Genomic DNA, 12,651 nt, shown 5'->3' on the forward strand with positions numbered 1-12,651 from the left:
TGTATACGTAGTATAAAAAAATAAGATCATCATTTTTACGCTCCCGCTCGGGGGCGTTTTTTATCTTTGAAAAAAGGGATCTGGTTTTTTCTCGAAGTGCACGCTTCCCGCTGTCAGGCTGTTTTTTTACATCTGCTGCTGCGGGAGAACACAGTGACCTGGAAAACAACAGCCGAACAAAACGCCATCATCGAGTGGAAGGGCAATCATCTCGTGGTGAATGCCTTTGCCGGTACAGGTAAAACCTCCACTTTAGTGAGTTACGCTGAAGCCAACCCGGAAAGTAAAATGCTTTACCTCGCCTATAATCGCGCTGTGCGGGATGAGGCTGAACGCAAATTCCCCTATAACGTAGAGTGTAAAACGTCGCATCAGCTTGCATGGGCCCGTTTCGGCAAACATTTCCGTGACCGGCTGACAGCCAGTCTGCGCATTACGGATGTGGCCAGAAAGCTCAATACCCGCCACTGGGCGCTGGCGCGGCTGGCGCTCAGCGGGCTGAACATGTTCCTCTGCAGTGCTGACCCCGAGCCGGGGCTGATACATCTGCCGTCTGAGGATGATCGCCACGGTCTCGATGCCGGTAAAATTCTGGGGGCAATACAAATCCTCTGGTATGAAATGAGCCGTACTGATTCAGTCTTTCCCGTCACGCACGACACCTACCTTAAACTGTTCCAGCTCTCTCATCCTGACCTGTCAAAACGCTGGGACACCATCCTCTTCGACGAGGCACAGGACGCCAATCCGGTGACCAGTGCATTTGTACTGAATCAGCCCTGCCGGGTCATTCTGGTCGGCGACCGTTACCAGCAGATATACCGGTTTCGGGGGGCAGATAATGCACTGAGTGCCCCGCAGCTGGTGCAGGCAGACCGGTTGTGGCTGACAGCGAGTTTTCGGTTTGGCCCTGAGGTCGCGCGGATGGCCAACATCCTGCTTGAACGTGCCGGAGAGGAAAAGCGCGTGACAGGTAACGGGGGGCAGGATGCTGTCGTCAGCAGCCTTCCGGCAGGGGCTGAGCATATTGCTGTACTGAGCCGGACGGTATCCGGCGTGATCGGCAGTGCCCTGACGGCGAGCCTTATGGAGAAAAATGTCTTCTGGGTCGGGGGGATTGAAGGCTACAAAACAGAGGAGCTGGAAAACCTGTACTGGTTCTCCGCCGATATGCCTGAAAAGATGCAGTCCCCGCGCCTCAGCCGGGACTACCGGGATTTTGATGAATACTGCTCAATAGCAAAAGCCACACAGGACGTGGAGATGAACCAGGCCATTCGTCTTCTCGATGACTTTTTCCCACTACCGCAAAAGCTGGCCATCATGCGCCGTCAGGTGGTAACCCATGAGAAAGACGCTCAGGTCACGGTTTCAACCGCACACCGCAGCAAAGGGCTGGAATGGCCGGTGGTAATGCTGAGTGAGGATTTTACTGACATTACCGACCCGCTTCTTTCGCAGGATGAGCGGCAGGATGAGACTAACCTGCTGTACGTGGCTGTCACCCGGGCCAGAAGAACGCTTGTGCTTAACGAACTGATGCGCTGGCTGAGCGATGAAGGCGGGAAAAACCGCGAGACGACGCACGAAACCGTAACGTCCGGAAATGGAGAGAGCGCCGACAGGCACGAAGAAACGGGAAAAACTTCTGAGAGTGAGTAACTGGTTTTTTATGGTGAAGCGCGGGGAGTGTCACAACACTGGGCAGCCCTATACCAGGAGAAAATCATGCGCGACAGAATCAGGACCCTTAGGTTTCTGTTTTCAAAAGGTGAACCGGAACCAGCACATCATGTATCCGCTGTCACACCTGCCGGCTACCACACTCCGCGTACGGTCGATACGCTGTGCTGTAGTCCGTTGAGAAAAACCTGCCTGCAACAAATATGGGAAAACAGCTCACTTCCGGCGGATGTTTATCACCGGTTTTATATAACGCCACTGCATGGCTTACTGGCCAGGGTACAGAATGTGCCGGCAACACAGCAGGGAAGGTGGTCGCAGTCAGACGGCTTCGGGGACCTTACGCTGCAGTTCACAACCTGTGCGGTCAGACTGGCCAAAGGATACATGTTTCCACCCGGAGCTGCGCCAGAAGAGCAGGCAGAGCAAAACGTGATGTGGAATGCAGTCATTTTCTGGTCTGCACTGTTCTGGCATTTGCCGCTCCTGGCGTCTCTGGAGGGTGAGCTGCTTGATGGTAAAAGCTGGCTTCCGGGAATAACCGTTCCGGACTCACCTTATCGATTTCGCTTCCGGGAAGCTGACAACTCCTCAGCTTTTGCAGCGCTGGCAGCAGGACAACTTGTGCCAGCAGAGGCGACAGGATGGCTGGCAGAAAATCCCGAAGCTCTGGGCAATCTTACCGGGGCCTTATGGAACCAGCATCCGGCGATGCCACTTATTAGAAGCTTAATGAAGCAAGCTGCTGAAAAGGTGGAATCGCCTTCGCTGGAGGTATCCGGGGCAAATGAGAAAGTTAACACCCTCATAGAGCCGGCCCTTTCAGTTACGCAAACGCCGTCTGATCAAGAGATTGAATCAGAACCGTCAGTAGAAGCAAAACTTAAAACTGCATCGCCAGAAGTTCCAGATTTGCAGGGTATTCAACTCGCATCTTCTATTGCACCGGTGCCGATGGCTGATGACAGCAATCTCGTCAGCAATGAAAAGGCAGGCGAGATTACGGAATGTGATCCAAACGAAACAGAGAAGGCTGATACAGAGATGCTGCTAAGTCTGTTCAGTGCAATTGCAGAGCCTGATATGACCGGGACTGAAGCATGTGATGAAGAGCCTTCAATCAGTACGAGAGCAGAAAGTGTGCCAGAATTTTCCCCCCTTAATGAACTAAGTCCCGAAGCTGATAAGCCTGAGATAAATCAGACAGTAGCAGAAGACTCTTTCCCTGAACGCGCTGTAGAGGATAACATCCCTTTACACAGCATTAACATTGACGCACAAAAAACAGTGATAAAAAAACAGACTGGCACTGAATTTGTCAGGTGGCTTTCTGAAGGACTTAAGAGCAAGCGAATTGATATTAATCAGCCTGATTCGAGGGCGCATGCAGTTGCAGGGTTCATCTTTCTCAGGGTTCCGGACATATTTTATCTTTACATCAGAGAAAGCGGAGCAGAGCTAAGCAGGGATTCCATACAAATTGAATTTGAGAAGCTGCATATTCACAGGGTGCGCAGGGGAGAGCGTTTTATTAAAGCAAAACTGTACCACTCGCCTGGCAAAGAAGGCACGTTTAAACCTGTAAGTGGATATCTTGTCAAGACTACACACCTTTTCAGAGGGGCGTCTTCCCCTGAAGACAGCGGGCTTCTGTCTTTCCTGTGAAGGAGGGGCAGTCCATGAGGGCCCTTAAGGGCAGCTTGATTTAGAAAAAGGAAATGCTGTATGTCTGACAAAAACCATTATACGACATGGGAAGAATTGCTTGAGGAGTACTTCTTCGCCCGAAACCTGCGAGCTGCAACAGAATGGAGCTACGCAAAGGTTGTAAAGGGATTCCTGAAATTTACGGGGGCAGACATAACCCCATCAATGGTTACACATCATGAAGTACTCAGATGGCGGCGACATGTACTCAGAGAAAAGCAACAATCGGCGCAGACCTGGAACAATAAAATTGCACATCTCAGGGCCCTCTATAACTATGCTATGGAAAGTGGTTTATTGCCTGCGGGCAAAAACCCTTTTAACAATTGCACTGTACAGCGGGACAGAAAGAAAAAGCGGACTTTAAACCGCTCTCAGCTAACCCGCCTTTATCTGATAATGCAGCAGGCTGAAATTGAATCCAACCGGAAAATTTTCGCACGTGGCGGTCGGAGTGCGCTTTACCCGGCCTGGTTCTGGATAACCGTCCTGGATACGCTCAGATATACGGGAATGAGGCAAAATCAACTGCTGCATATTCAGCTCAGGGACGTCAATCTGACAGAAGGTTATATAGATCTGCGCCTTGAGGGGAGTAAAACGCACAGGGAATGGCGCGTTCCCGTTGTTAAGCAGCTGCGTTTGCGGCTACAGCTTCTTCTTACACGGGCAACGGAGGCTGGAGCCGGGCCAAAAGATAACCTCTTCGATGTCAGTTTTTACATTGCCGGGAAAAAGGCAAAATTTGATAGGAATGATGTGACAGTGATGCATCAAAAGATCCGCTCCTTTTTTCGCCGTCTGTCAAAGGAATGTGGTTTTGCCGTTTCGCCGCACCGTTTCAGACATACCCTGGCTACAGAACTGATGAAAGCACCGGAAAGGAATCTTCAGTTGGTTAAAGATTTACTGGGTCATCGTAGCGTAAGCACAACAATGGAATATGTGGAACTCAATATGGACATTGTGGGAAAAACACTGGAAGAAGAATTGTCGCTGCACACAGATCTCTGTGTAGAAAGGGAATTACAACTATTGACACAAAACTGATTGACTGGGATTATTGCCAGTGATCGAGAACAGGGAGCCTGCGGACACAGGCTCCCTGACTTGAGGGACTGATTCAGAAACGTTAACCAGTGCAGATACGCCTACACCGGAGGACATTCCGTAATGACCGGCCCCTGTATTAACCGCCCGTTAAGGTTCTCATCTCTTAACCAGCGTGCTTTGATGCAAAATTAGTGGTGCCGGACTCGGAATCGAACATGTATACAATCCTATGTTTTATCGAATAAAAATAAGTATGTAGTGTTTTTTACCAACGTATATTTACCAACAAATCATAGGTGTTGTCAATTTAAATCAATAAGTTACGCTATTATTCGTTAGTAGACATCAGTAAACATCGGTTTTTAGATAGTGTAAACATCGTGTTGTCAAATAAAAAAGCACTTTTTGCTAAAAAGGATAACTAATTGTTTTTAATTAAGTTATCTTCTTTTATCTCCGTTTCCACTCTAAAAGCCATGAAAATGCCAAAAATAGGTGTTGATCGTCATAAGCGATATTCGAATAATACATTCCATCAAATAACAAAAGGAAAAATATATGAAAGAAAAAACAAAACTAATCCGTATCTCTGAGGTAATCGATCGCACAGGATTTTGCAGAGCTTGGATTTATCGACTGATTAAAAATAATAGTTTCCCGGCTCCCGTAAAAACAGGTGAACGATCTATCGCATTTATTGAAAGTGAAATCGATGCGTGGATTGATGAAAAGATTTTTTATTCACGTAATCAGGCTGCGTAAAAACACTCTCACTTACTATTTGTTATCTTGAATATGATTACACTATTTATAGTGTAAAACGTCTAAAATCGCATACAGAGCGTTTTAAGGCTATATATGGAAAATATTAAATACTTCGAGTAAAGGCCGGATAAAATCCAGCCTTTTTTGTTTTCTTTTATCTAATTGATCATGATGTTTAAAATATTTTTCATTCTATATTGACAGGTAATATATAGAGATCTATAAAGAATAAAGATACAAAAAAAGCCAGATATTAAATCTGACTTTTTAAGGACTAAAAAAGTTTTCGCTGACTTTTTTAAGTCTTGTAATCAGTTATACGAGAACGTGATTACAAATATAAATAAAGTATTATCTAATCAACTTATATTTGTCAAATCTAAATCCCAACTTTTTACAAGTCTTTTAAATACCATTTCCAGAACCCTTTTTAATCCTCAAAAGCAATAACGTTAAAACCTGCTGTATCAGGTATAAGAATGAAGGTTCCTCAAGTGATTGGCGGTTCTTATGTTATTGTGGCAGTGCCGGGTGATACGTAGCTGCCAACCTGAATCGCAATACCTAAAGTTTTTTAGAACATTAGTATAGCTTCTTTAGTAAAACGAGAAGTGTTTTAAAATAACAATGGTATTGTTTGCGTGGGTCGTGGGGGAAGTATCAGAATGGAAACGTTCTGAATATTTTCAAGACGCAATGAGCATCTTCTATCTTTCCATTTTTGGCGTGGGGGGTAGGGGGGGAATGCTTAAAGAAAAACTAAGTTTTCCTGACGGAAAACTACTACGACTGAAAGTCGCCATCTAAAACCCCAGAACCTAAGCTGATAAAATTCTAGTACTACTAGTACAAAAAATAAATAAAAATGGAATGGAAAACTAGAGCGGGAAATATAAAATAGTAAGGTGCCATTTTATCAGGCACCAATAAATATAAACTAAAGATATTATTTTTTCCTTGCTGTTCTTATATACCCATCCTTGTCATAAATCTTTAATCCTTCAGTATCTATTATATAATAAGAACCGAACTTATCATTGTTCTTTTTATATTTATTATCAAGTTTTGTTATTTTATAGGTCCCACTACTACCATCACCATTTAATCGTTTTAAAAAATATCCTTGTGATGTTTTTGTTATTGTAAATGTTGCATCCAAAAATTCAGGCGAACCAACGTCGTCATACCATGAGCCTATAACAATATCTTTATCGCTTTTATCTGATACTGATTCAGGTAATTGCATACTTTTAAAGCAAACTGCCATTCGTTGTATATCACCTTTACTTATTAGAGCACCGCTGACCATATCAATATTATTTTTTAACATGAAGTTAATCAGATCTGGCTGACAAAATTTAACTTCCCATGCTTTAGTTATTGCTAAGTTTTGCAATTTAGCTGTTTTATCATGAGCAGCATTTGGCACGCTCAAAAGATTTTTTTCAGAGGTATCAAAATCCATTCTATACGCATTTAATGGTTTTTCAGTTGTTCGATATGATTTAATATATTTTATTGCTCCCTTTTCGGAAGTCGTCGATACTTTTTTACCGTATTCATCTAAACCATGATTAATATTATCAGCCCATGCTATAGATTGTGTGGATAATGTAAATAAAATGGCTAAGGTAAATTTATTTATTTTCATCATAGATCCTTTAAGGTATTGATGTTTATAAAATAGCATATTGGAGTTTTTATTGAAATCTTTAATTCGGCAATTGGTTTGTTGTTTTTATGTTATTGATTTTATTGTTGTTTGTAATACATGGACGCCAGCAAAAGCAGAAAAACAAGTTTTCTACTTTTCTGTCGCCGCCGATCAAAAGCAGCGGCATTTTTTACGCAAAGCTACCTATTACGCACAGCTACCAATAGACAGTATATTATTTACCCTATCTTTTATTTGCTTTTTATTCGGCGTGAAGTGTATTTATTTATGTAGCCGCTATTGACTAGATCTTATTATCGGTTATTTATTTAAATATAAGTTGAGTTCAGCTTTATTTTTAGCTTTTCGGAAACTGAGGCAAGGTGTAATCCCGTAGCCGGTATTATACCCCAATCTTCGATTGGCCCTATCTCGCTTTGCTCGTAGGGTTGAAAAATATCTACCCTTCCGCCTATTCCCCTTATCAAAGGGGAGGCGGTAAAATCCGGTAGTTTTTATAAATATATATAGGAGTGTTTAAAATGAATGAGAATGATATAGATCAGTCCTTGCTAGAACTATTAGCAAGATATTTTTATTATATAGACCCAAATGAAGAAAATACAGCATTTCTTGAAGCAAATAAAGATGAACAAGATTTATGTTATTTTGTAGCTTATCGCTATATTAAAGAAAATAAAACTCAAGATCTTATTGATGCTTTGAAAGATCAAAAAGATGAAGATTATATCAAAGCAATGAAAGATTATGTTTATGGAGGTGGTAAATATGGATACAGATAGAAAAAGAGGCCGCAAGGGTTTAAATCACGCAGAACGTAGAGATATATCTATACAGTTTAGATTAAACAAAGCAGAGTTTGACTATTTAAAAGAACTTGTGGAAGCCTCCGGCCTTGAAAGAGGCCATTACATTAGAAAAGAGATTTTAAACTCTGAACCTATTGTTAAAAGAAAAATGCCGGATTTTGAACAATCCTTGTTTAAGGAAATACAGCATCAAGGTAATAATATAAATCAGATTGCTAAAAAACTAAATACCAACGAAGACTTTAAACAATCTGTAGCCGCAGAAGCTAACTTTGCTATAAAGCAACTTATGAAAAGAATATTAAAGGCTTGTGAGGTTTATACTGTATGAAAGGAAACGTAGCTAAAACAGGGAGATCATTTAAAAATAGAGTTGAGTATATATTAAAAGATGATCACGATTTCATATGTAGCAACATGGCAAGTGATTATAATAATGTTAGTGATTTAACTGATGAGTTTAAAACTGTAAGCAGCTTTAGACAAGATATAAAAAAACCTGTTTTTCATGCGTTTTTATCTCTTCCAAAAAATGAACATTTAACAGATGAACAATGGCAGGAGATAGCAAAAGACTATTTGAAAGAAATGAATATTGATATAGAAAAGCATCAATATATTTGTGTGCGTCATAACGATACAGATAAAGAACATATCCATATTGTAGCCAATAGGATTGGTTTAGACGGTTCTGTATGGCATGGTCAGCACTCAGCATTTAACACAATAGCAGCTTGTGAACGTTTGGAGATAAAGCACGGCTTAACCATTACACAAAGTCTCAAAGGGCAAAAATCAGAGGTATCAGCACCAACCAAGAACGAGATCGAGCAAGCCCTACGCAAAGGTGAGAAACCAGCTCGTATCGTTCTACAGAACGCATTACAGGCGGCTATGGTAGGAAAACCAGACCTTGAGACATTCATAGACAGACTGCAGGCTGTAGGCATCGATCCGGCCTTCAACGTTGCAAGCACTGGCAACGTCGCCGGAGTGTCGTTTGGTATCAAAAATAATGAAAAAAATATTTATTTTAAAGGCTCACAGTTAGGTAAAAAATACAGTTGGAACACTATTAAAGGCAAGGTGAAATATGACAAAAATAGAGATGATGAACTCATTAGAAGATTCGCAGCAAGAAAAACAGATGACGAAAATAGTATTGGACGATCACCTATTGAACCAAATATCAATGACGGTAGAACCATTATCAGAAACGATGATGATATTATCGGAGTCGGTCAGTACAGCATTAAACCAGACACAACAGACACTTACGAGGGTAAACAACTCGTTAGAAGCAACCACAACAGCTTTAAACTCAGCGAAAAATATAATAGACCAACAGGCCCAAAAGTTAGAAGAACAACACAAAAAGCTGCACAAGTACTCAACAGAGTTAAAAAACAATACAATAAAGAACCAATCAAAACTTATAATCAAGGTGGCTTCAATAGTAGGAGTTCTAAACTTAGCAGCGGTTCTATCAGTAGGATACTTGATCATGCAGAAACAGCCACAACAGCCACGAATAACTTTAGACTCAAAGGCCGTCGCAGTTTCAATAGTAGAGCAACTAAGATCGAAGAGATAAGAGAAAGGTTAAATATTAGAAAACCTGTTATTCAGCCCAAAAATAAAGAAAAAGTGATTAAAGAAGAAATAAAGAAAAAACCATTATATATGTTTGATTATGAAAATAGATTTAAATCCAAATTGAAATCAAACTTAAAAAAAGAAACATTAAAACTACAACAGCAGGAAGCAGAACAGAGTGTCAAATATCCAACCTTTAAACCAAAATAAAAGAGGCTTGAAACCTCTTTTATTTTTTAGTATTAAATTGTTATATATCTACATGCTTAAAACAAAAAGAACAGCGTTTAATGGTCGTTAGTCCTGTAAGTTCTTTAGCTTTGTTATAAGCAGACTCCTCTGATACAGAACATATTTTTTGATACTGGCCTGTTGTAAATCCAGTTTTTTCTTTATCTGACACTAAAGGATTTATAGCGAAACAGTTCACATGGTGGAGGCATGTGCTATTTATGTCAGATTTACTTGCCGTACCTTTGGCTTTCTCTAACAGGTTAACAACGTATCCTTCTGGATTATCGTTTAACCACTTTTTGTACGCATCTTCATTGTTATTGAAAATCACAGTATCCATAAATCCCCCTATAACATTTTAGCGAAGTCAAACGGCATAATATGTCTTTCTTTGTTTGCGTCCAAATAATCAGCCCACCATTGTATCATCAAACGACGCTGCGTAATATGTTTTGCTTTATGAGTATAAGCAGCACGAACATTGTTTTGCTCTTTATGACTCATTTGTCTTTCAATTGCGTCTTCAGTCCATATACCTGACTCAACAAGAGAACTACAGGCCATTGTGCGGAAACCATGCCCACAAATTTGAGTTTGAGTGTCATAGCCCATAAGTCGCAATGCTTTATTAACGGTATTCTCGCTCATAGGTTTACGATAATCATGACAACCGATAAATATCAAACCCTCACCATTGCTAATATCATAGCTAATATCTTTTAGCTCTTTTAATATTTCAATGGCCTGATGACTTAACGGTACATAATGAGGTATGCGCATTTTAGATCCTCTTTCAGAAAATCTAACGTTCTCGATCTCGTCTCTTTCTGGCGGAATAACCCATAAGGCATTTTTAAAATCTATTTCAGGCCAGCGAGCGAAGCGTAGTTCACTCGACCGAATGAAAACTAATAAAGTGAGTTTTAAAGCTAATACAGTGAGCCTACGGCCTTTATACGCATCTATACGACTTAAAAGATCAGGTATCTGCTCAAGTTCAAGCGCTGGATAATGCGTTCTTTTAGGTGTGATTAACGTGCCGCCAAGTTCATTAGCGGGATTATGGGTAATCATATCTTCTTGGACAGCATAACGCATAATAGCGGTAATACGCTGTTTTAAACGTGAAGCGGTTTCGTGTTGGCCCTTGCCCTCAATTTTACGCAGAGGTAGCAACAGATCGCGCGTAGTCAACTTGGTAATATCTTTTGAGCCGATAGCAGGGAAAAGATGATTAATAAGACTGTTTAAAATACGCTCACTATGCTGAGGTATCCACCGCTCACTAACAGACATTTTTTTGTGCCAATCACGAGCTACGGCTTCAAACGTAAAATCTCCTCGCTCTTCGGCCTTTACAGCTTTTTTCTGTTGAAGTGGGTCGATACCACTGGCTAACAGAGATTTCATCGCTAAGAGGCTTGTACGAGCTTCTGAGAGCGAAACAGAAGGGTAGGTGCCAATTGAGAAGACTTTTTGCTTACCATCATAGCGATAAGCCGCTTGCCAATACTTCGAGCCGTTAGGATGAACGAGCAGATACAGCCCTTTGCCATCAGAAATTTTAGTTGGCTTGTCGGAAGGCTTGGCGTTTTTTACAGCAATATCAGTTAAGCGCATAACAAGCCTCCTGTGCAAATGTTGGTAAAAATCCCATCGAACTGAGATTACCAACATTTTTACCAACAAATAGAGGGAGCTGCCAGTAGATTTTAACGGACAGTAGTAGACAACTGGAAGGGGATAACTTGTTGACTTTATAAAGCAAAACGGACGTCAGTAGACGTCCGTTTCTAAATGAGTGGTGCCCGGACTCGGAATCGAACCAAGGACACGGGGATTTTCAATCCCCTGCTCTACCGACTGAGCTATCCGGGCAACGGGGCGCATTAAACCTGATTCGCCGCACCTCGTCAACGAAATTTATCTGTTTCGCAGCAGACTGAACAATCTATCACCACATTGAATCAAAAGCACGCATCTTCAGGCGAAAAACGTCACCCAGGCTACGGAAATCGGCATTGCCAGCACCAGTGCGGGCAGCATGTTCACCACGGCGAACATTTTAATTCCGCAGATACGTAGACCGGTCGCGACCAGCAGCATTCCTCCTACGGCGCTGAAATCCGCCATCATCATCGGTGTGGTCAGCGGCATAATCAGCGATGCGCCGGCCACCAGAGCGAGCTGAATTGCCAGCATCGGAACGCAAATAGCTGAAACGGCCAGCCCCAGAGTGCAGGCAAAAATGGTGGCAGTAAAGAAGTCGAGAAACGCTTTGGCGATAAGAATGCTGTTGTCGCCGGTCATCCCTTCGCGCATTGCGCCGAAAATCCCGGTTCCGCTGGCGCAGAACAGTACGATGATCGCGACGTAGCTTTGAATATAGGACTCGTGCGCTGAGGCCTTTTTCTGTCCTTTTTTTGGCGAGAGTAGCTGCTGGAGCTTGCTGACCAGCATATTGATACCCTTTTCCATATTGCACACTTCGCCGAGCAGCGCGCCCACCAGTGTTGAAAGCACCATCACCGGCAGGTTGGCGCATTTGATTACCAGCAAAATGCCGATGCCCAATGACGCGAGACCAAAAATAGAGGTCATCGATGTACGGATCCGTTCCGGTAATCGCTGACTTAAGAGTGAGCCGAGCACGCCGCCCAATAGGACCGCGCTGGCGTTAATAAATGGCCCTGTAACCAAAGCAAAACTCCTGTTAATTATCCCTAATGACTGCATTATTATGACGTGAAACTGGCTAAAAGGCTTGTGTATCCGTGAGGTGACTGCATACGTATTTCATCTTGCGCACCCTATATAAAGGTGACATGATTGCGCGAATTTTCTCCTCTCCAGACATGAGGCCGCCGGGATGACAACATTGCCACGACATCACCGTTGCGTACAGATACGCAGACAGCCTCGTCTTGCTACCCTTACTTTGCACCTTCTGCCCACCATGCGGTAAGCGTAACGTATGCTCACTGCAGGACAACAGTAAGAGCGGACGCGGTCTGCTTTTACTGATGTCTGGCGGTCGGAGCTGGGATCCAGTCAGACCCTGACAGTTCGTTGGCCAGAGCTAAGTGCCCTGGCTGAAGCCTTTTACTCTCCGGAAACGGGTATTCGCGC

At 42.6% G+C, this 12,651-nt stretch carries 11 protein-coding genes and 1 tRNA gene; 7 read left to right on the forward strand and 5 right to left on the reverse strand.

Annotated elements, in window-relative coordinates:
* The first annotated feature begins 153 nt into the window (after positions 1-153).
* The 4 genes from HV213_RS04600 (at position 154) to HV213_RS04615 (ending at position 5,205) form a co-directional block, all read left to right on the forward strand.
* The gene (locus HV213_RS04600; RefSeq protein WP_039184430.1) at positions 154-1,662 is read left to right on the forward strand and encodes a UvrD-helicase domain-containing protein; all 1,509 of its coding nucleotides are present in this window, start codon (positions 154-156) and stop codon (positions 1,660-1,662) included.
* A gap of 66 nt (positions 1,663-1,728) precedes the next feature.
* A complete protein-coding gene (locus HV213_RS04605) occupies positions 1,729-3,348 on the forward strand; it encodes a TraI domain-containing protein (RefSeq protein WP_016807924.1) in 1,620 nt (539 codons plus the stop codon).
* A 60-nt stretch (positions 3,349-3,408) separates the two neighbouring features.
* Positions 3,409-4,440 carry a tyrosine-type recombinase/integrase gene (locus HV213_RS04610; protein ID WP_016807923.1) on the forward strand — a complete coding sequence of 344 codons (1,032 nt, stop codon included), beginning with the start codon at positions 3,409-3,411 and terminating at the stop codon, positions 4,438-4,440.
* Positions 4,441-5,001: 561 nt separating this feature from the next.
* Positions 5,002-5,205 carry a helix-turn-helix transcriptional regulator gene (locus tag HV213_RS04615; RefSeq protein ID WP_016240318.1) on the forward strand — a complete coding sequence of 68 codons (204 nt, stop codon included), beginning with the start codon at positions 5,002-5,004 and terminating at the stop codon, positions 5,203-5,205.
* A 949-nt stretch (positions 5,206-6,154) separates the two neighbouring features.
* Here HV213_RS04615 and HV213_RS04620 read toward each other — a convergent pair.
* Positions 6,155-6,862, reverse strand: coding sequence for a hypothetical protein (locus tag HV213_RS04620; protein WP_130939267.1), 708 nt, complete (start codon positions 6,860-6,862; stop codon positions 6,155-6,157).
* A gap of 542 nt (positions 6,863-7,404) precedes the next feature.
* Here HV213_RS04620 and HV213_RS04625 point away from each other — a divergent pair.
* Genes HV213_RS04625 through HV213_RS04635 form a run of 3 tightly spaced genes read left to right on the forward strand, consistent with a single transcriptional unit; the run spans position 7,405 to position 9,498 of the window.
* Complete coding sequence (locus tag HV213_RS04625; RefSeq protein ID WP_063617446.1) at positions 7,405-7,665, forward strand: hypothetical protein; 261 nt, start codon at positions 7,405-7,407, stop codon at positions 7,663-7,665.
* A complete protein-coding gene (locus tag HV213_RS04630; protein ID WP_044352151.1) occupies positions 7,652-8,023 on the forward strand; it encodes a plasmid mobilization protein in 372 nt (123 codons plus the stop codon). The genes HV213_RS04625 and HV213_RS04630 overlap by 14 nt, the downstream gene beginning before the upstream one ends.
* Positions 8,020-9,498, forward strand: coding sequence for a relaxase/mobilization nuclease domain-containing protein (locus HV213_RS04635; RefSeq protein ID WP_049109143.1), 1,479 nt, complete (start codon positions 8,020-8,022; stop codon positions 9,496-9,498). The genes HV213_RS04630 and HV213_RS04635 overlap by 4 nt, the downstream gene beginning before the upstream one ends.
* Before the next feature lie 40 nt (positions 9,499-9,538).
* Here the strand turns inward: HV213_RS04635 and HV213_RS04640 are convergent, their stop codons facing one another.
* From HV213_RS04640 to HV213_RS04655, 4 genes are all read right to left on the reverse strand, one after another.
* Positions 9,539-9,862 carry a hypothetical protein gene (locus tag HV213_RS04640; RefSeq protein ID WP_016240325.1) on the reverse strand — a complete coding sequence of 108 codons (324 nt, stop codon included), beginning with the start codon at positions 9,860-9,862 and terminating at the stop codon, positions 9,539-9,541.
* Positions 9,863-9,870: 8 nt separating this feature from the next.
* On the reverse strand, positions 9,871-11,142 hold the full coding sequence (locus HV213_RS04645; protein WP_016240326.1) for a tyrosine-type recombinase/integrase: 1,272 nt from the start codon (positions 11,140-11,142) through the stop codon (positions 9,871-9,873).
* Between the two features lie 182 nt (positions 11,143-11,324).
* Positions 11,325-11,400, reverse strand: a tRNA-Phe gene (locus tag HV213_RS04650).
* Positions 11,401-11,505: 105 nt separating this feature from the next.
* A complete protein-coding gene (locus HV213_RS04655) occupies positions 11,506-12,222 on the reverse strand; it encodes a DUF554 domain-containing protein (protein ID WP_181484874.1) in 717 nt (238 codons plus the stop codon).
* Between the last annotated feature and the right edge of the window lie 429 nt (positions 12,223-12,651).

Source organism: Klebsiella sp. RHBSTW-00484 (assembly GCF_013705725.1).
GTDB lineage: Bacteria > Pseudomonadota > Gammaproteobacteria > Enterobacterales > Enterobacteriaceae > Klebsiella.